Annotated in this window: 17 protein-coding genes; 5 read left to right on the forward strand and 12 right to left on the reverse strand. The window is 71.6% G+C overall.

Features of this window, described 5'->3' with window-relative positions:
• Positions 1-27: 27 nt before the first annotated feature.
• Together G361_RS0121690 and G361_RS0121695 are read left to right on the forward strand one after the other, a co-directional pair.
• Positions 28-990: a carbon-nitrogen hydrolase family protein gene (locus G361_RS0121690; protein WP_019929214.1), complete on the forward strand. Its 963-nt coding sequence runs from the start codon at positions 28-30 to the stop codon at positions 988-990.
• 239 nt (positions 991-1,229) lie between these two features.
• Positions 1,230-1,868, forward strand: a complete 639-nt coding sequence (locus G361_RS0121695; RefSeq protein WP_019929215.1) for a phosphoribosyltransferase — start codon at positions 1,230-1,232, stop codon at positions 1,866-1,868.
• Between the two features lie 359 nt (positions 1,869-2,227).
• Here G361_RS0121695 and G361_RS0121700 read toward each other — a convergent pair whose 3' ends face one another.
• From G361_RS0121700 to G361_RS0121725, 6 genes are all read right to left on the reverse strand, one after another.
• The gene (locus G361_RS0121700) at positions 2,228-2,758 is read right to left on the reverse strand and encodes a gamma carbonic anhydrase family protein (RefSeq protein ID WP_026343331.1); all 531 of its coding nucleotides are present in this window, start codon (positions 2,756-2,758) and stop codon (positions 2,228-2,230) included.
• A gap of 90 nt (positions 2,759-2,848) precedes the next feature.
• Entirely contained in the window at positions 2,849-3,658 is an 810-nt protein-coding gene (locus G361_RS0121705; RefSeq protein WP_019929217.1) for an ESX secretion-associated protein EspG, read from the reverse strand.
• Between the two features lie 9 nt (positions 3,659-3,667).
• Positions 3,668-4,936, reverse strand: a complete 1,269-nt coding sequence (locus G361_RS0121710) for a hypothetical protein (protein ID WP_019929218.1) — start codon at positions 4,934-4,936, stop codon at positions 3,668-3,670.
• Positions 4,929-5,357, reverse strand: a complete 429-nt coding sequence (locus G361_RS0121715) for a type VII secretion target (protein WP_019929219.1) — start codon at positions 5,355-5,357, stop codon at positions 4,929-4,931. Before G361_RS0121715 ends, G361_RS0121710 begins: the two co-directional genes overlap by 8 nt.
• A gap of 27 nt (positions 5,358-5,384) precedes the next feature.
• Positions 5,385-6,008 carry an alpha/beta hydrolase gene (locus G361_RS0121720; RefSeq protein WP_019929220.1) on the reverse strand — a complete coding sequence of 208 codons (624 nt, stop codon included), beginning with the start codon at positions 6,006-6,008 and terminating at the stop codon, positions 5,385-5,387.
• Between the two features lie 124 nt (positions 6,009-6,132).
• Positions 6,133-6,957, reverse strand: a complete 825-nt coding sequence (locus G361_RS0121725) for an SAM-dependent methyltransferase (RefSeq protein WP_026343332.1) — start codon at positions 6,955-6,957, stop codon at positions 6,133-6,135.
• Between the two features lie 194 nt (positions 6,958-7,151).
• Between G361_RS0121725 and G361_RS44405 the strand changes: the two genes are divergently transcribed.
• A complete protein-coding gene (locus G361_RS44405; RefSeq protein WP_019929222.1) occupies positions 7,152-11,507 on the forward strand; it encodes a bifunctional RecB family nuclease/DEAD/DEAH box helicase in 4,356 nt (1,451 codons plus the stop codon).
• A gap of 4 nt (positions 11,508-11,511) precedes the next feature.
• Here the strand turns inward: G361_RS44405 and G361_RS0121735 are convergent, their stop codons facing one another.
• Together G361_RS0121735 and G361_RS0121740 are read right to left on the reverse strand one after the other, a co-directional pair.
• On the reverse strand, positions 11,512-12,684 hold the full coding sequence (locus G361_RS0121735; RefSeq protein ID WP_019929223.1) for an amino acid deaminase/aldolase: 1,173 nt from the start codon (positions 12,682-12,684) through the stop codon (positions 11,512-11,514).
• A gap of 87 nt (positions 12,685-12,771) precedes the next feature.
• Positions 12,772-13,248, reverse strand: a complete 477-nt coding sequence (locus tag G361_RS0121740) for a TetR family transcriptional regulator (RefSeq protein WP_231386940.1) — start codon at positions 13,246-13,248, stop codon at positions 12,772-12,774.
• A gap of 434 nt (positions 13,249-13,682) precedes the next feature.
• Here G361_RS0121740 and G361_RS0121745 point away from each other — a divergent pair, with 434 nt between their 5' ends.
• Positions 13,683-14,432, forward strand: a complete 750-nt coding sequence (locus G361_RS0121745; RefSeq protein WP_019929225.1) for a tyrosine-protein phosphatase — start codon at positions 13,683-13,685, stop codon at positions 14,430-14,432.
• Between the two features lie 4 nt (positions 14,433-14,436).
• On the opposite strand, the gene G361_RS0121750 is transcribed toward G361_RS0121745, so the two are convergent.
• Together G361_RS0121750 and G361_RS0121755 are read right to left on the reverse strand one after the other, a co-directional pair.
• The gene (locus G361_RS0121750; protein WP_019929226.1) at positions 14,437-15,672 is read right to left on the reverse strand and encodes a class I adenylate-forming enzyme family protein; all 1,236 of its coding nucleotides are present in this window, start codon (positions 15,670-15,672) and stop codon (positions 14,437-14,439) included.
• Between the two features lie 88 nt (positions 15,673-15,760).
• Entirely contained in the window at positions 15,761-16,555 is a 795-nt protein-coding gene (locus G361_RS0121755) for an enoyl-CoA hydratase/isomerase family protein (protein ID WP_019929227.1), read from the reverse strand.
• Between the two features lie 83 nt (positions 16,556-16,638).
• Between G361_RS0121755 and G361_RS0121760 the strand changes: the two genes are divergently transcribed.
• Positions 16,639-17,649, forward strand: a complete 1,011-nt coding sequence (locus tag G361_RS0121760) for a glutathione S-transferase family protein (protein WP_019929228.1) — start codon at positions 16,639-16,641, stop codon at positions 17,647-17,649.
• Between the two features lie 13 nt (positions 17,650-17,662).
• Here the strand turns inward: G361_RS0121760 and G361_RS0121765 are convergent, their stop codons facing one another.
• A complete protein-coding gene (locus G361_RS0121765; RefSeq protein ID WP_019929229.1) occupies positions 17,663-18,073 on the reverse strand; it encodes a VOC family protein in 411 nt (136 codons plus the stop codon).
• Positions 18,074-18,077: 4 nt separating this feature from the next.
• Positions 18,078-18,941: a helix-turn-helix domain-containing protein gene (locus G361_RS0121770; protein ID WP_019929230.1), complete on the reverse strand. Its 864-nt coding sequence runs from the start codon at positions 18,939-18,941 to the stop codon at positions 18,078-18,080.
• Positions 18,942-18,989: the final 48 nt, after the last annotated feature.

Consider the following 18,989-nt stretch of genomic DNA (forward strand, 5'->3'; position numbering starts at 1 on the left):
CGACGTCGGGCCAATACCGTGATAGCCATGCAGCACGAACGCGCCACCCCCGAGCCGACCGTGGTCACCGTCACCACCGTGCCCGCACCGGAAGCGGACGATCCGGTCGCGCTCGCCACGGCGGCGCTCGAGTCGGAGATCGCCACCGATCCGGCGGTGCTGCCCGGCGCCTCCGGGCGCACCGCCGTCGCGGTGGTCCAGTTCGCCCCCTACACCGACAAGTCCGCGAATCTCGCCGCGCTGCGCGAGCATGTGCGCGAGGCGGCCGCGCTGGGGGCCCGGGTGGTCGTGGCGCCGGAGTACTCGATGTTCGCGGTGATGCGGCTGGACGATCGCGTGCTCGCCGCCGCCGAACCGCTCACCGGCGAATACGTCACGGGTCTGCGTGGGCTGGCCGCGGAATTCGGTGTGCACCTGGTGGCCGGTGTGGTCGAGTCGCCCGGTGGCGAACGGCCCGATCGCATCCACAACACCCTGGTCATCGCCGGTCCGGACGCGGATTTCGTGGCCGTGTACCGGAAGGTTCATCTGTACGACGCCTTCGGTTTCGAGGAATCGGACGTGGTCGCGCCCGGCGAGATCGTGGAGCCGGCGGTCTTCACCGTCGACGGAGTCGTGTTCGGACTGCAGACCTGTTTCGACCTGCGCTTCCCGGAGGGTTGCCGACGGGTCGCCGCAGCGGGTGCGCACGTGTTGCTGCTACCGGCGCAATGGATTCCGGGACCGGGCAAGGTCGATCAGTGGACCACGCTGCTGCGGGCGCGGGCCATCGAGAACACCGTCTACGTCGCCGCCGCCGACCATGCCGCCCCGCGCGGTTCCGGCGCCTCGATGATCGTGGATCCCGGCGGGACGGTGCTCGCCGAACTCGGTGACGCGCCGGGGGTCGCGGCCGCGGGTATCGATCTGGCGCAGGTCGACCAGGTCCGCACCACCAACCCCAGTCTGAGCCTGCGGCGCTTCGATATCGTGCCCCGACCGGCCGATTGAGCGGTTCCGGGGCGCCGCGGCGGGCGTAGACTCGGGGCGTACGGGCGAGGCTCGTGCGCCCGGTTCCGCCGTCCCGGTGGCCCTCATCCGCTCGGGCAATACGGTGGCACAACCGAATTCGCACGCATGATGCGCGACCCGGCGGGTAGTCCACGGAAGACTCGACCCGAGTGGCATCGAGGTGATCTGTGACCGAGCATCGACGTTCCGGCGGATCCGGCCGGAAGGACACGGCAACAATGGATCCGTATCCCGATCGGGAGGCGGCCGGCTGGGTGCTGGGCGAACTGCTCAGGCCGTTGCGCACCGCGAATCCGCTGGTTCTGGGGCTGCCGCGCGGCGGGGTGCCGGTGGCGGCCGCGGTTCGTGGGGCGATCGGCGGCGATCTCGACATCCTGCTGGTCCGCAAGCTCGGCGTGCCCTGGCAGCCGGAACTGGCGATGGGTGCGATCGGCGAGGGCGGGGTGCGGGTGCTGAACGAGGATGTGCTGCGGCACGTCGGGGCAACCGAGCAGCAACTGGCCGCGGTCGAACGCGACGAGATCGTGGAGCTGGACCGGCGCGGCCGGATGCTGCGGGCCGGGCGCGAGCCGATCCCGATCGCCGCGCGCGTCGTGGTGGTCGTCGACGACGGCATGGCCACCGGCGCCACGATGGCGGCGGCCTGCGAGGTCGTGCGCGCGCACCGGCCGCGGCGGCTCGTGGTGGCGGTGCCGGTGTCCTCGTACGAGGCGCTGCACCGGGTGGGCAGCATCGCCGACGAGGTGGTGTGCCCGCTGGTTCCGGAGATGCTCGGCGGGGTCGGGGCCGTATACGCGGACTTCCATCAGCTCGCCGACGAGGAGGTCTTGGCGCTGCTGGACCCCGCGTCACCGTGACGGCTGTTGAACCCTGAACGTCACCCTGACAGCTGCTGCGTCTGCTGCATCTTGTCCTGGAATGACAAACCCGGCACTTTGTCCGCTGAACGTCACCCTGGCAGCTGCTGAGTCTGCTGCATCCTGACACCACGCCTGGCAACTGCTGGACCTGACGTCACCGTGGGGCTGCTGGACACCTGATGTCACGCTGACGGCTGTCGGACGCCTGACGTCAAGCTGCCGGACGCCTGACGTCACGCTGACGGCTGCCGGACCCCGGCGTCACGCTGACGGCTGCCGGACCCCTGATGTCACGCTGACGGCTGCCGGACGCCCGACGTCACGCTGACTGCCGGACGCCTGACGTCACGCTGATGTCAGCGCGGCACTTCGACGATGGTCTCCCGGTGCCGCTGTGCCAGTTCCGCATAGGCGACCGGATTGACCCGGACCCACAGCTCCGCGCTGGATCCGGCGATCGGCTTCTTGACCTGGGCCGGGCTGCCCGCCGCCAGTACGCCGTCCGGGATCTCGGCGCCCGGCGGGACCAGGGAGTCGGCGGCGATCATCGAGCCGGCGCCGATGCGGGCGCCGTCGAGGACCGTGGCCGCGTTGCCGATCACCGTCGACTCGCCGACACTCGCGCCGTGCAACATGACGCTGTGCGCGATGGTGGCGCCGGCGCCGATCTCTACCGGCACATCGGGGGCGGTGTGGATGACGGCGTTGTCCTGCACGTTCGACCGTTCCCGCAGGATGATCGGCGCGAAATCGGCGCGCAGTACCGCGCCGTACCAGACCGATGCCCCGGCCTCGACGCGGACGTCGCCGACCAGGGTCGCGGTGGGCGCGATGAACGCCGTGGGGTCGACCTGCGGGCGCTTACCCTCGAATTCGTACAGTGGCACGAGATCACCGTACGGCCCGCACCGGGTGCCGTCCACGACCCGCCTTGGCGCGGTGCGTGATTCGAGCCGCCGGTATCGGCATCCGCGCTCTCAGTATTCGATGTGCTCGGCCACCAGCCGGTCGGCCACCGTGCGCTCGGCCGCGGCGATCAGCGGACGCAGGGCGTCGGCGCACGCCTCCGCGGTGACCGGGACGATCTCGACCTCGGCGCGGGTGCGGACGGCGTACCGGCCGTCACCGGCCACGTCGATCCAGCACAGCACGCCGATCGGCTGGGGTTCCCCGGCCGGGTCGTCGCCGCGGCCCATCCGCACCGAGACGACGATCTGGCCGATGCCGTCCCGGGGCTGCCGCAGCAGCCGGCGCATCATCGCGGAGGTGGTGGGCCCGGAGACCGGCACGGTGACCAGATCACGGCTGTCCTCCCGCACCCGTTCCACCGGGGCGGTGTAGCGGGGTCCGGTGCCGGGCGGATATTCCGGCAGCAGTGACACCACGCGGGCCGCGAGCGCGGTGGCGTGGCCGGCGAACACCCGGATGTCGTCGCCGCGATCGGGGCGCACGTGCGGGCGCTGCGCGGCGACCACCATCACCTCGCCGGATACCGTGCCCAGCACCCGGACCGGCAGCGCGTGGGCGCCGTGGCCCTGTTCGCCGTACACCTCGACCCGAATCGCCGGTCGGGCCAGCACCCGCAGCGCCGCCTGCAGATCCGCGTCCAGGGCGTGGTCGCGCCAGGCGAGCAGCTCCGGCAGCTGTGCGGCGCGCTCGTCGGTGTCGCGCGCGCCGGACCGCACGGCCAGCGGATACGGGATCCGGTCGCCGCCGGTGCACTCCCACGCCAGCGCGAACCGGTCGGGGGTGAGGGTCCATTTCACGAGCGCGGGCCCGGCCGGCACATCCCGCGGTCACTCATTCCCGGACCATTCGCCTAGCACCGGCGGCGTGGTCGGATCGAATTCACCGATCAGGTCGGTCCCGGGTTCGGCCGGTTCGAGGAAGGTGAGGTCGTCGTCGTAGAACTCGTCCTCGTCCTCCTCCTCGAAGGGCAGCGGCCGGACCGCGGCCGCGCCGCCGCCGGACCGGACCGAATCCCCGGAGGCGTAGATGCCGCCCGCGAGTCCGCCGATGATGCCGGCGGCCGCGCCGTCGACACCGGCGCCGGTACTCGCCGGAGCGGATTCGTTACGGCGGTCCCGGTTTTCGCGGTCGCGCTGGGTGTCGGAGGTCCGGGTGCGGATCGGGGTGGCCGGGCCGGGTAGGGCCGGCGGCGGTGCGGCCGGCTCGCCGGTCGATCGAACGGGCTGTGCCGCAACCGGTTTCGCGTTCCGGCCGAGGACCGCCAGGGCAGGGTCGGTGGCGGCCGCCGGGACCACCGACGGCGGCGGGGAAACCTGCGTCGCGTCGGCGTTCGGAACCGTCTCCGCGTGGCTGCCGACCGTGCGGAAATCGCCGTCCGGCGAGGCGGTTTCGGCGCGGTACCGGTCCGCCGGGGCCGCGGCCGGGCCGGGAGCGGACTGCCCGGCCGGTGCGGCCGCGGTCGCGGACGACACCGGACCGTCACCGCCGGAGGGGGTTTCGGGCGGGGCGGACGCCGCCGGGGGTGATGGATAGAGGCCGGTGTCGTCGAAGGCGGGCACCCCGCTGCCGGTCGGCAGGAACACCCCGGCGTAGACCGTGTTCATCACCCGCACGGCCTCCTGACGGGCGTCCTCGGCCGCCTTCTGCCCGGCGACGTTGGTGACCGCGCGGCGCGGATCCAGCAGGGCCCCTTCGAGATCCGGGGGGCCGGATGGCGGTTGCGAGATCGAGGCCCGCAGCGTCTCCGCCGCGTCGTTGGCCTCGCCGAGCCGGTGGCCCACTTCGGCCATCACATCGGACAGGTGCCGGCCCAGTTCCTCGAACGCGCGCACCGCACCGGCGGCGGTGGTCGCCGCGCGGCCGCGCCAGCCGTCGGCCGCCGCGTCGCGAATCTCGGCGTGCGCCTGCTCCACCGCCTCCGCGACGGCCGTCGCCGCACCCTCCCAGGCCTGCCGGCCCGCGGTCAGCACGGTCGGATTCAGCTGTGCCACACCACGATGGATGTCCGCGTAGGCGAGATGCTCGAAAACCTCCGCGGTGGGCGCGTAATCGGGATCGGTCCGGTCGGTGGCGCCGGGGCCGTCGATCTTATGCATGCGCGATCCCCGCTCCGTCCGACGCGAAATCCGTTGCGGCGCCGAGCCGCCCGATGGCGGTGGCCATCGCGGTGTCGTGATCGGTGTAGGCGGTGGCGCCGGCGCGCAGGGTCTGCGCCAGCCGACGCGCGGCATCGGCGTAGTCCTGCAACCGATCGGCGGCCTGCACCGCCTTCTCCTCGAAGCCGTGCCGCAGCGCGTCGCCGGATCCGAAACCGCCGAAACCGGGCAGCGACACCGCCGTTCGCACGATCCGCAGCTGTGCCTCGATCTGGTCGGCGAGCTCGTCGTAGCGATGCGCGCAGCGCTCCATCGTGCCGTCGGCGACGAGCATCCCGTCGACCCACAGCTCACCGTCGCCGACCGCGCGCGTCAGTGCCGCGACGTCGTTGCGCAGACTCCCGGGCTCCTGTGATTGCACCGGTCCCCCTTGTTCGTCGGGCTCACCTCATCGGCGCCGCACCGGCTGCGCCACCACGACATCCCGAATCCACTCGATGATATCGGCGGTCACCTGGGCATGCACCGGTTCGTGGAGCAGATCGTGCCCGGCGTCGGCATACTCGCGGAACCTGGCCAGCGGCTGCTGCCCGGTCCAGCCCCGTACCGGCTCGATCGGTGCGCGCCGGTCGTCGGACCCGTGCAGGATCAGCGCCGGCACCCCCTCCTGCATGTCGGGGACGACGACGGTCGCCCGCTCCGGGACCCCGGAGGCCACCACGCCCGCGCACGCGAACCGGCCGTACAGCGCGGTGCCCGCGCCGAGTGAATGACCCACCACGACCAGCGGCAGATTCGGCCGCGCGGACCGGATCAGGTCGAGCAGCTGCTGGGCGTCGACCGCGAGATCGTCCACCACACCGGGTGATTCGGGATCACCCTCGCTGAGACCCTGACCCGCGGTATCCAGGCCCCACACCTCGAATTGCGCCGCGCCCAGAGCGCGTGCGAACCGATGGTAGTGACCCGTGTGCTGGCCGATCCCCGGCAGCAGTGCGACCACCACCTCCGGATCCTCGACCGCCCACCGCCGATAATGCATCCGGCCACGGGCACCCTCGAAAAACGGCATTACCAACTATCCTTTCGAAGCCGCTTGTTGCGCCGAACATCATCCGGCGTTCAACCCCCCGTCGCCAACCCCCGCCGTATCGGGACCGCGACGAGCTCGAGGGGCACGACCGGTCCGGCCGGCCTCAGCCGCCGAGTCGCGCGCGCACCAGTTGCGGGCCCGCGGTCGCGGTCGGTGGCCGCCCCAGGTAGCGCTGTGCCAGCGCTACCGCGGGGACGTTTTCCATCACACGGAATCCGTTGTCCTGCAACAGTTCCGAGACATCATCAGGGGTGAAGAAGCTGATCCAGCGTTCCCCGATGGCAGCCAGCCGGCGATCCCGCGCGGCGGCCGCCGCCTGCTGTTCCGGCGTCGGATCCGGCCGTGGCAGACCATAGTCGAAGACAACTTCGCTGCCACCGGCGAGCCCGCCGAGCGCCCGAAGTGTGTCCGAGATCGCGTCGGCGGTGAGGTACACGGTGACCCCCAGCCAGATCACGAACACCGGGCTGCGTTCGTCGAGACCGGCTGCGGGCAGGGCCGATTCGAGTGCGTCGCGCTCGAAGTCGACCGGTACGTACGTCACCGACGCCGGGACCTCGATACCCGCGTCCGCGAGCCGCTGCCGCTTCCACTCCTGGGTGGCCGGATGGTCCACCTCGAACACCCGCAGCCCCGGGAACGGATTGCGGTAGGCGAAGGTGTCCAGGCCCGCGCCCAGCACCACCACCTGGCCGACGCCGGCCTCGACCGCCTCGGCCAGCGCGTCCTCGGCGTACCGGGACCGCGCCGCGATGAACAGGCGCATCCGCCGGCGCGCGTCCTCGTCGAGGTACTCACCCGCCGCGCCGTCGCCGGCGATGACCCGGGCCAGCGGGTCACGGAAGACCGCACCGCGCTCGAGTTCCTGATGGTCCGCGCGATACCGTGCGGCGCTGTAGGCGGTGCGGCTCGGTTCTCCGGTCTGCACGGGCACTCCTTTTGCTACGCTCGGGGCGAGCCTACCGATATCCCGCCGCGTTCGGGGCCGCTACCGACGCGCGGTGGCGACACACCCCCCGCGCGCCACGCCGTGCGACCTCGACTGATTACGCTGGTCGCGACCGACGCACGCCAAGGTGCGACGGCCGCGTGCGGGTGTCCGGACACAGGAGGCCGCGAGTGATGCTGTTCGGTGATCGGGTCGTGTGCACCGCCGGTGATCTGGCGGCCGCGGCTCGATGCGAGTTCGCGCTGTTGCGCGCGCTCGACGCCGAAGTGGGTCCGATGTCGTCGGGCCCCGCGGCCGTTCCCGAACCGGTCGAAACACGGGAGCTATCGGACAGCGAACTATTCGGCGCCGGTCATACCGGCGACGCCGACCGGGTGGTCCGTATCGCGCCACCGGCCGCCGGCTCCCCCGGCGATTCGGTCGCCGCCCGGCTCGAGGCCCACCGGCGCACCCTCGACGCCCTGCACGCCGGGGCGGATGTCGTCCTCGGCGCAACCTTCCTCGACGGTGATTTCGTCGCCACCGCCACCGCGTTGGTCCGCCTGCCCGCCACCGGTCCCCATCAGATGCACCCGCCGCTGCCGACCCCGGGCAACGAGTCGTCCCTCGACACGCCGCCCCTGGTGCCCGGCCCGGTGGTCCCTCGGATCGACGGCGGTGGTTCATCGGGAACGGTCGCCGGCCGTTCCGAAGCGCACTCGTTCGGCGATTTCCCGGCTATTTCTTTTCCGGAGTCGTTCGTGCCGGAACCCGCGGCATCGGTTCCCGGCGATCCGGCGCACACCCGATCGGTGCCGGGCGAGTATGCGGGGACCGCGACCGGTCCGTTCACGACCGCCGAGCTCGAACGCGGTACGGCCGCGCGGTATTTCGCCGGCCGGCCGGCCGAATTCCGGATCCGCGAATTCGATACCGACCGGCCGGATGGTGATGTGTCACCACAGCGGAGTGCGCACGCCGCGGGTACGGACGTCGCGGGTACGGACGTCGCGAGTGCGAACGTCGCGAGTGCGAACGTCGCGAGTGCGAACGTCGCGAGTGCGAACGTCGCGAGTGCGAACGCCACGGGTGCGGACGTCGCGAGTGCGAACGCCACGGGTGCGGACGTCGCGGGTGCGGACGTCGCGGGTGCGGGCATCGCGCGTGCGGGCATCGCGAGTGCGGGCATCGCGCGTGCGGGCATCGCGCGTGCGGGCATCGCGGGTGCGCACGGAGCAAGCACCGACCGAGCGGGTGCGGTCGAAGTTGGTGCCGACTCCACAGGTGCGGACGGAGTCGGTGCGGTCGGTGCGGGTGCGGTCGGTGCGGGTGCGGACCGAGCCGGTGCGCAAGGAGCAGGTGCGGATCGAGTCAGTGCAGGTGCCGACGCCGCGGGTGCGGACGAGTCCGGCGGGCGTCCGGAGCGTGAGGCGATGCATCCGGCGCAGGGGATGTTCGAGGTGCCCGGGATACCGGCGGAGGTGGAGCCGGGCCGGGTCGACGGGCAGTGGACGATGTCGATGCTGGTCGGCGACGGGTATGCCGTGGACCGGATCATCGACGGAGATGCGTTGGGGGCCACCGGTTCCGGTGTGGTCGATCAGCCGGTCGAGGAGCCCGTGGCCGACGGCGACGCGCACGACGGGGACCGTTATCTGCTGTACGCGGCGGTGCGCGGCGACGGTGAGGTGGCCGCGCTGATCGAACTGGCCGCCTGCGCGGAGATGTTGCGGCGCAACGGTTTCGTGGCCGATCCGGAGGTCCGGCTGCTGTTGCCGGACGGCACCCGGCGGGCCCGGTCGCTGGACCGGGCGGTGACGGTGTACGCCGCGCGCCGCCGCCGGCTGGAGCGCATCCTCGACGAGAAACAGAACGAACTGCTGCCGGTGCAGTGGGGTGATCGCCGCTATCTGGCGTGCGGGCGATGCCCGACCTGTACCGCCGAACTGGTGGCCGGGCGCGATCTGCTCCTGGTCGCCGGGATGCGACCGGCGGTCCGGGCGCAGTTGCGCGAGGCCGGGATCACCACGGTCGAGCGGCTGGCCGCCGCCGACGGGGCCGTCACCCGGGTCGCGGCGCACACCTTCGGCGCGCTGCGGCGGCAGGCCGAACTCCAGGTGCAGCGCGAGCGGACCGGCCGCGCCGCCTACACGGTGACCGACGCGAACGCCCTCGGCACGCTGCCGGACCCCTCGCCCGGTGACGTGTTCCTCGCCGTCGCCGGATCCTCGGCCGGCGTCGGCGTACTCGCCGCGCACACGCCGGAGGGCGGTTCGCCCGCGCTGTTGTTCCATCCGTTCGATGTGTACGACGATCCGGCGACGCTGCCGCAGTTCCTGATCGACCGCTGCCAGCGCCATCCCGGCCTGCGGATCTACCACTACCGCAGCGATGCCCGGCGACTGCTGACCGAACTGTCGGCCCGCTACGGCGCCGACGAGGACGCCACCGCCGAACTGCTGGGCCTGCTGGTCGATCTGTATCCGGTGGTGCGCACCGCGACGATCATCGGCCTGCGGTCCTACGATCTGCCGGCGGTGGTCGCGCACCTCGCCGCGGAAACCGGTCCGGCGGGCGAGGATCCGGAGTCGGACTGTGCCCGGTTGCGCTGGTTACGCGGCCGGCTCGGCGAACTGGCTGCGGCGCACCACATTCCGCTGGGGCACGCGCCGATCACCACGGTCGCCGAGCCGGTACCCGCCGTCGAGGCCGCGCTGCGGGAATTCGCCCTGTCCACCGGGCCGGACGACGGCACCGACCTCGGCGCCGACCGGGCGCCGGGCCGCCGGGCGGCCGCCCTGATGGCCGCGGTACTCGGCTATCACCGGCGGGAACGGCAGCCGCTGCACTGGGCGCACGCCGATCGGCTGCACGGCCCGGTGGACGAATGGGACGACGCCCCGGGCGTGCTGGTGTCGGACTGGGGCAGCGTGGACACCAAATGGCACAGCACCGGCCGCCCGCCGATGCGCCGCTATCTGACCCTCACCGGCCGGCTCGGCAGCGGCAGCACCCCGTCGCCGGGTTCGCCGGTGCTGACCCTCTACGACCGGCCCGCGCCGGGTATGCGCGCCGAACCCGGCCGCCGGGCCGTGGCCCGCGCCACCATCCTCGGCTGCGCGCTGGACGGCAATTTCGACGATGCGGTCCGGATCGAGGAGCAGTTGCCCGGCGACTGCGACCCGTACGACGAACTACCGGTCGCGATCGTGCCCGGTCCGCCCGGTCGCGACGAGAACATCGCGGCCACACTGGAATTCACCGCACACCAACTGCTGGTCAGCCTGCCCGGGATACCGGCCACCGCGGCCTTCGATCTGCTGTGCCGGCGGCCGCCGCGGCGGCGTTCCGGCGCCGCGCTGCCCGAGGTGTTCGGCGACCACGCGGCCGCGATCACCGCCGCGGTACTCGACCTGGACGATTCGTATCTGGCGGTGCAGGGCCCGTCCGGCACCGGGCGGACCGATACCGCGGCGCGGGTGATCGAGCGGCTGGTCACCCGGCACAAATGGCGCATCGGCGTTGTGGCGCAGACCCATTCGACCGTCGAACAACTCCTGGACGCGCTGGTGCGGGTCGGGGTGCTGCCCGAACTGGTGGCGAAATCGGAGGCGCAGGCGGTGGCGGCGGAGTGGCTGGCGATCGCCCCGGCGCGCTATGCCCGCTTCCTGGACAACGCGGTCAACGGCTGCGTGATCGGCGGGCTGCCGGGCGATTTCGCCGACGACGAGCGGGTCGCCGCCGGTGCGCTGGATCTGCTGGTGATCGCCGACGCGGGCGGGTTCCCGCTGGCCGACACCCTGGCCGTGGCCGCCGGGGCCCGCAATCTGCTGTTGCTGGGCGATCCGGCGCCGTTGTCCGGCAACGGTATTCATCCCGAACCGGTACAGGAATCGGCGCTCGGCCGCCTGGTCGGCGACGCGCCCACGCTGCCCGGGGAATTCGGCTACTTCCTGGATCGCACCTGGCGGATGCATCCGCGGCTGTGCGGCCCGGTGTCGCGGCTGCGCTACGGCAATCGGCTGCGCTCGAACGAGATCGTCACGCTGGCACGCGATCTGGCCGGGGTGCCGGCGGGGGTACGGACCGCGGCGGTCCAGCATCACGGCAACAGCACCGAATCCGCCGAGGAGGCAAGGGAAATCGTGCGCCGGGTGCGCGCGCTGCTCGGCCTGCCGTGGCGGCAGGGTGCGGTGACCCGGCGGCTGCACCCGCACGACATCCTGGTGATCACGCCGTATCACGCTCAGGTGGCGCGCATCCGGACCATGTTGTCCCGCGCCCGCATCGAGGATGTACTGGTCGGCACCGCGGACCGGTTCCGCGGTCGCGAGGCGGCGGTGGTGCTGATCTCGATGACCACCTCCTCGCCCGCCGACGCACCGCACGGTATCGATGCGCTGCTGTCGCGGCACTGGCTCACCGGCGCGGTCTCGCGCGCGATGTGGACGGCGGTCATCGTGCATTCGCCGCTGCTCGCGGAATATCTGCCCGAGACCCCGGAGCAACTCGACGACCTCGCCGCCTTCCTGGAGCTGTCCGCGGGCTGAACGGCTAGCCGAAGTTGCGGCCCTCGCCGCGGTAGGTCGGCACCGGGGTACGGGCGCCGTCGGCGTCGACGAGGTGCACGGTGTCGAACCGCTCGCAGAGTTCACCGGCCTTGGCGTGCCGGAACCAGACCCGGTCGCCGATGGTGGTCAGCGCGCCGGCATTGCTCAGCGGGGTCTGCACCTCACCGGCTCCCTCGGTGCCGATGAGCTGTAATGCCTTGGGCCACACCGGCTTCGGCACCCGGGACGCACCCGCGGGGCCGGAGGCGATATAGCCGCCGGAGTAGACGGTGGCGATGCCCGGCGCCGGCAGCCGCAGCACCGGCTGCGCGAAGAACAGCGCCGGGCGCGGGTGGAAACTGCGGTAGCCGTCGAACAGCGTGGGCGCGTACAGCCCGGATCCGGCGGTCACCTCGGTCACCTCGGAGTCGGCGACGCTCACCTCGACCGAGCCGCTGCCGCCGCTGTTGACGATCTCCAGCGGGCCGGTCACCGAGCGCACCGCGTCCAGCACCTGCCGCCGCCGGCCGCCGATCTCGGCCGCCGAGGCGCGCTTGACCAGCCGCACCGCGGGGCTGGTGTCCGGCAGCCCGGCGATCTGCGCCTCGTAGGTCATGATGCCGACGACGTCGAAGCCGCGGTCGACGGCCGCTTGTGCCAGCCGCGCTGCCTGGTCGGGGGTGCGGATCGGCGAACGGCGCACGCCGAGGTGGAATCGGCCGACGCGCAGGGAGGCGTCGATGTCCAGGCAGATCCGGGGACGCACCAGGTCGGTGCCGACGGCGGCCCGGATCAGCTCCAGCTGGGCGATATCGTCGATCATCAGCGTGACGGACGCCAGCAGGGTGGCGTCGGCGCCGAATTCGGCCAGCGCGGCGCGGTGCACCGTGGGATAACCCAGGAGGACGTCGCGGGCGCCCCCGCGGACCAGCCAGATCGCCTCCGGCAGCGAATAGCCCATGATGCCGGCGAATCCACCGGCGGCGGTGAGATCGTCGCCGAGCACCTCGGCGAGGACCGCGCGGCAGCGCACCGATTTGCTGGCCACCCGGATCGGCACGCCGCGGGCGCGGCGGACCAGGTCCGCGGCATTGGCACGCAGGGCGGTGAGATCCAGCGCGGCCAGCGGCGGATCCAGATCGGCGGTCGCCGCGTGCAGGCCGGCGATCGTGGACACGTCTGTCACGAGTCCCACTGAAGCTCTGTCACGAGTCCCACTGAAGCATGAAACTGGTCATGCGTCCAGTTTCATGGGCCGGGCTGGTCAGCGGTCGACGGCCTTGGCCGACAGGCAAGTCACCAGATCGTCGAAGACCACCAGCAGGGTCTCCTCGTCGTTGGTGGCCAGCCAGCGCAGTATCGCGCCCTGCATGACCGACATGGAGTACGCGGCGATCGAATCGACCGGCTCCAGCCACTGGGTGCCCGAGCGCTGCGCGCACATGTTCAGGAAGGCCACGGCCTCGGCGTCCATATCGCGGAACCGGGCGGTGATCCCCGGATCCGAGAAACAGCTGCCGCGGTTCTCCCAGCGCCGCCGCAATGCGGCGATCGTGGACTCGTAGCCGCGGATCTGCTTCTCCGGCTCGTCGGTGATCGACGGCCAGAAGGCACTCACGCCGGCGTGGAGCAGAACCCGCAACGCCCTCGTGCCGGTGCAGTCGAGTGCTTCGGCCGCCTTCTCGACCGCGATTTCGATCGACGGCCGGGGCCGGACGATCACTTCTCTGCTTGCACTCAACGCTGACTCCCTCGGGCGGACAACTCTCGCGCACTTACCTCTTCCGAAGCACTGGCTTGCCTGCGCGTCTCAGGCGACGGGCATCGATCCTCGTTGATCGCCCCGGTCGCCAACCCGGCCGACCCGTTCACCATCCGTCAATGTTAACGATTTTTCTGGATTCGTGACCAGGATCGATACCGATAACAGACCGTAAGAATGTTTTGTTACCTATTCGGTACCCTGCCGCGACCGACCGGAGACGCGATGTCCACATTCGCGGCGAGGCGCACCGGCGCCACCTGGACAATCGTATGAAAGCGCGCAGACTACCAGACGGGCACCCCCCGTTCTGTGGCGTAGAACACATATTCCCGGTGCCGGAGGCAGGTGTCGCGCCCACTGTTTCGGGGAACGACACCCGGGCGACACCGCCGGAGACCTAGCCTGGATTGGTGAGTCACGATCAGTTCCTCCTGTCCGGCACCTTCAACTTCCGCGACGTCGGCGGGCTGCGCGCCGCCGACGGCGCGAAGGTTCGCAGCGGGGTGCTGCTGCGCTCGGCGCAGTTGACCCGGCTCGACGACGACGGCCGGGCCACCCTGCGCAAACTGGACGTCGCCACCGTGCACGATCTACGCGGCCCGACGGAGATCGAACATCTGGGCGCCGACGCGCTGCCCGACGGGGTGCGACTGGTCGTGGCGCCGTTCGACCCGAACCTCGGCCAGACGCCCCCGCACGAGATCCCGCCGCAGGAGGTCCAGGTCGCCCCGCGCGACGGCCGCCACGAGATGCAGGAGGTGTACCGCTCCTTCCCGCTGATGCCGCAGGCCGGCGTGGCCATCACCGGTATCGCCGAATCGCTGGTCCGCGCGGACGGTGCGGTGCTGGTGCACTGCGCCGCGGGTAAGGACCGCACCGGCTGGGCCGTCGCCACCCTGCTGCGCGCGGTCGGCGTGATCGAGGCCGCCACCGTCGAGGACTATCTGCGCAGCAATGCCGCCGTCGACGCGCTGCGCGAGGACGTGGCCCGCAACAGCGGCGGCAGCCTGCCGCTGGACGTGCTCGGGGTCAGCGCCGACTACCTCGCCGCCGCAACGGATTCCATGCAGACCCACTACGGCGATCTGGACGGCTACCTGGAGGCGATCGGGCTCACCGAGCAGCTGCGCACCGCACTGCGCGCGCGCCTGTTGCAGTGATCGGTCACCGCCGCGGTTCGGGGCGGGAGGTGCACCGGACCAGGCCGGTGCCATCGATGCTGACCTGGTTGCCGGTGTGGAACCAGGTTCCGGTGAACCGGGATTCGGTGGCCGCCGGATCTTTCCAGTAGCGGCGGGAGACATTCGGCCCGCGGCACAGCAATTCGCCCCGGCCGGCCTCGGCGCCCGGTCCCCACAGCGCCAGTTCCGTTCCGCCGAAAGGGAATCCGAGGATGCCGGCGCCGGGCAGCGCGGCGCCGTCGATGGTCGCCAGGCCGATACCGCTGGTCTCGGTGGCGCCCCATACCGACCACTGCCGGGCCAGCGGGAACAGCTCGCGCAACGCGGTCGCCATCCGGTCCGAGGCGTCGGCGCCCGCTCCGGGCGGTTCGGCGCGCTGCCCGGCGGTACAGATCTGCCGCACCCCCTCGGCGTGCAGTCCGGCCAGCGCGGGCAGCAGCCCGGCGAACATCCGGCGGGTCGCCGAGACCTGGTCGATCCGTTCCGCCACAACGGCTTCCGCGGCACGGGCGGGGTCGGGAGCGAGCACCACCGTGCCGCCCACGGCGAAGGTGGGCAGCAGTTGGTCCACGCATCCGCCCGCATGGGCCAGCGGCAGCAGCACCAGATTGCGCAGTCCGTCGGTGGGCAGATCCAGCGCGCCCACCATCGAGCGGATGGCCGACAGCAGATTCTCGTTGGTCAGCTCCACACCCCTCGGCGGGCCCGCGTCGCCGTCGGCGGTGTAGCACAGCAGTGCCAGCTCGGACAGGGACGCGCCGTCGTCGATGTAGGCGGCGCCGTCCGGCAGCGATCCGCCGGCCTCGAGCACGAAATCCGCGCAGCTGTCCGAGAGTACTTGGGCCGCAGCGGCTTCGGACAGCCCGTCGGGTACCAGCACCGGCACCGCGCCGGACAGCATCGCACCGAGGAAGGCGCGCACCCAGCGGGCGCCGACCGGCATCCGGATGGCGACCCGGTCGCCGTAACCGATGCCGCGTTCCTGCAGCCCGCCGGCGATCCGGGAGGCCGAATGCCACAACTGGCGATACGTCAGCCGCGGCCCGCCGATCTCGACCACGGCCTCCCGGTTGCCGAACGCGTGCACCTGGACGTCGAGCAGTTCCGTGACCGCGGGACTGAGGTTGCCGTACCGCAGCACGCCGTCGGCGCCGCGGGCAAGGGGGTTGTCGCACCATGGATCTCGCGGCACGGGGTACTCCACCAACAAGTGCGACATGCGTCCCTCCGAGTGCCTCGATGCGGCGGCACTTTCGACTATATGACGCAGATCACAGCTATGTCGGCATAGTTACGTAAAGACCATGTCACCTTCCGGTGTACTGCGCCTTGCCCGGACCGTCGGTGAGGAAACTCCGCACCGCGCCGCACAGATCCGCGGTCGCGAAGAGTTCGCCGGAGACCTCCGGGGTCACCGAATCCGCTTGCGCCACACCGCCGGAACGCCAGGCCTCGATGATCTTCTTGGTGGCCGCGTGGGCCCGGGTGGGGCCGTCGGCCAGGCGCGTCACCAGTGCGCGGGCGGCGGCGTCGACATCGTCGTGCACGGCGTTGACCACACCCCACTCGGCCAGTGTGGCCGCGCCGTAGAGATCGGCGGTCATGACCAGTTCGCGGGCGCGGCCCGAGCCGGCGCGCTCGGCCAGCCGCTGCGGGCCGCCCATCGAGGGGGTCAGGCCCACCACGGTCTCCACCAGGCCGAACTTCGCCTTCGGTGCGGCCAGGATGATGTCGCAGGCCAGGGCGATCTCGAAGGCCGCGGTCAGGGTGAGGCCGTGCGCGGCGAACACCACCGGACAGGGCAGCGCCTCGATCGGGTGGATCACGCCGGCGAACAGCCGGCGCCACAGTTGCGCGCCCTCGGCCGCACTCAGCCCCTCGAAGACGTGTACGTCCACCCCGCCGGAGACCACCTTGCCGTCCGCGCGCAGCAGCACCGCGCGCGGCGGCGCCGCGGTCAGCGCCGCGAGATCGGCGGCGAGCGAGTCGAGCAACGCCGTGTCGAACAGGTTCAGCGGCGGGTGGTCGACGCTGATCACCGCCACCTCCGCGCCGCCCGCGGTCTCGATGCGCTCCAGCCGAGTGGGTTTGGTTTCGCTCATGCGGCGAATCTAGCCGGACCCGGCGGGCGGCCGGAACCGCCGCGGCGATCTCCGGACGGCGGCCGATCTGCGAGACTGGCCGGGTGGAGAGTTCGGGAACTACCGGCACCGCCGCCGAGCGCGGCGCGTTTACGCGGGACACCAACTACATCGGCACCCGGATCACCGCCGACGGCCGCGACGGCTATCCGGTCGAACCGGGCCGGTACCGGCTGGTCGCGGCGCGGGCCTGCCCCTGGGCCAATCGGACCCTGATCGTCCGGCGGCTGCTCGGGCTGGAGGACGCGCTGTCGCTGGGCCTGTGCGGGCCGACGCACGATCAGCGCAGCTGGACCTTCGATTTGGACCCGGGCGAGGTCGATCCGGTGCTCGGCATCCACTTCCTGCGCGACGCGTATCTGGCCCGGTTCCCCGACTACCCGCGCGGAATCACCGTGCCCGCGATCGTCGACGTGCCGACCGGGCAGGTGGTCACCAACGACTACGCGCAGATGACCCTCGACTTCGCCACCGAATGGACCGCGCAGCACCGGCCCGGCGCGCCGGAGCTGTATCCGGACGCGCTGCGCGACGAGATCGACGAGGTGAACCGGCTGGTGTACAGCGAGGTCAACAATGGTGTCTACCGTTGTGGTTTCGCCAGTGGCCAGGACGCGTACGAGGCCGCGTACGACCGGCTGTTCACCGCGCTGGATCAGTTGTCGGAGCGGCTGTCCCGGCGACGCTATCTGGTCGGCGAGGCCGTCACCGAGGCGGATGTCCGGCTGTTCACCACGCTGGTCCGGTTCGACGCGGTGTATCACGGGCACTTCAAGTGCAATCGCGAGAAGCTCACCGAGCTGCCGGTGCTGTGGGCCTATGCGCGAGATCTGTTCCAGACACCCGGTTTCGGGGACACCGTCGACTTCGCGCAGATCAAACGGCACTACTACGTCGTGCATACGGGGATCAACCCGACGGGCATCGTGCCGAAGGGCCCCGATCTGTCCGGCTGGCACACCCCGCACGGCCGGGAGTCGTTGGGCGGCAGGCCCTTCGGCGACGGAACCCCGCCGGGCCCGCCGCCGGCGCCGGAGCTGGTCCCCGGCGAGTAGGCCGACGCCGAGCTCAGCCCTGGTCGCCGACGCCCGCGTAGGTACCGAAACTCCAGTACACGCCCTCCGGATCGCGGCAGGTGAATCCGCGGGAGCCGTAATCCTCGTCGCGCAGTTCGCGGGTGATGGTGGCACCAGCGGCCTTCGCGCGGGCGTACAGCGCGTCCGGATCGTCGATGACGATGTACACCGAGCCGGTGCCCGGCGGCAGCTGGTCCAGGGCCATCCCCTCGCGGACCGAGCCGAGCATGATGCCGCCCCCGGCCGGCCAGGACAGTTCGGCGTGGTCGACGGTGTCGCCGTCGCCGTAGCGGGCGCGTTCCACGAAGCCGAACGCGTTCTGCAGGAAGGCGATCGCGGCGGGCGCGTCGCGGTAGACGAAGGAGGGCCACAATGCGGTGGCCACGGTGGTGTGCTCGGTCATGGCGTCAGCCTCTCACCGGGTCGGGGTCGGGGTCTTGGACGAATGGGAAAACCTCCCGGGCCAGCCACTGCGACGGTGGCAGGCCCGCCATCTCGCGCCACTCCCGGGCCATGTGGGCCTGGTCGTAGTAGCCCGCCGCCGCGGCCACCGCCGCGACGGTGACCTCCGGCCGGCGCAGCAGGCGATGTGAGCGTTCGAAGCGGGTCAGGCGGTCCGCGTCCTTCGGTGTGATACCGAATTCGGCGCCGAACCGGATGGCGAGATTCCTTCTGCTCCAGCCGATTTCGTCGGCCACCGCGGCGACCGGATACGGCCGGGCCGGATCCGTGAGCAGGCGCCAGGCGCGGCGCAGGTTCGCGTCGAGTTCGATGTCGTCGACGCGGCGCAGCAGGATCTCGTCCAGGATCGCGAACCGCCGCGACCAGTCCGCGGTGGCCGCGAGCCGTTCCCGCAGTTCCGCCGCGCGCGGGCCGAGCAGATCGGCGAGATCGACCAGCCAGGAACCGAGTTCGGCGGCCGGCATCCCGAACAGGGCCCGCGAACCCAGCGGGGTCAGCGCCAGCTGCACACCGTGCTGCCGGCCGCGGTGTGCGATCAGCGCGGGCCGGGTGGTGAGGCCGCCGGCCAGTGCGTCCCAGCGGCCGCCGGGCTGGCCGGGATGCGGGGAGACCGGCAGTTCGATGGGCTCGTCGATGGTCACGATCACCGTCAGCGTGGTCGCCGGCATCCCGATGTGCACACCCGGCTCGAAGCCGTGCAGCAGGTACCCGTCGTAGCCGCGGATGTAGGGCCGCAGCCGCGGATGCGGGATTCCCTTCGCCCCATCGGACGTGCCGGTCACAGGTTCACCGTAGGCGGCCGTGGGCATCACGGAAAGTGTCGGCGGATCCCGATAGAGTTTCGGGAGCGCACCGCA

This window comes from Nocardia sp. BMG111209 (assembly GCF_000381925.1).
Classification (GTDB): Bacteria; Actinomycetota; Actinomycetes; order Mycobacteriales; family Mycobacteriaceae; genus Nocardia.

What these genes read in the sequence shown, in the direction of transcription:
- G361_RS0121755 (WP_019929227.1), bottom strand. Translation starts at nt 16,555, where the DNA reads ATGAGCGAAACCAAACCCACTCGGCTGGAGCGCATCGAGACCGCGGGC.
- G361_RS0121770 (WP_019929230.1), bottom strand. Translation starts at nt 18,941, where the DNA reads ATGCCCACGGCCGCCTACGGTGAACCTGTGACCGGCACGTCCGATGGG.
- G361_RS0121710 (WP_019929218.1), bottom strand. Translation starts at nt 4,936, where the DNA reads ATGCATAAGATCGACGGCCCCGGCGCCACCGACCGGACCGATCCCGAT.
- G361_RS0121695 (WP_019929215.1), top strand. Translation starts at nt 1,230, where the DNA reads ATGGATCCGTATCCCGATCGGGAGGCGGCCGGCTGGGTGCTGGGCGAA.
- G361_RS0121765 (WP_019929229.1), bottom strand. Translation starts at nt 18,073, where the DNA reads ATGACCGAGCACACCACCGTGGCCACCGCATTGTGGCCCTCCTTCGTC.
- G361_RS0121690 (WP_019929214.1), top strand. Translation starts at nt 28, where the DNA reads ATGCAGCACGAACGCGCCACCCCCGAGCCGACCGTGGTCACCGTCACC.
- G361_RS0121750 (WP_019929226.1), bottom strand. Translation starts at nt 15,672, where the DNA reads ATGTCGCACTTGTTGGTGGAGTACCCCGTGCCGCGAGATCCATGGTGC.
- G361_RS0121720 (WP_019929220.1), bottom strand. Translation starts at nt 6,008, where the DNA reads ATGCCGTTTTTCGAGGGTGCCCGTGGCCGGATGCATTATCGGCGGTGG.
- G361_RS44405 (WP_019929222.1), top strand. Translation starts at nt 7,152, where the DNA reads ATGCTGTTCGGTGATCGGGTCGTGTGCACCGCCGGTGATCTGGCGGCC.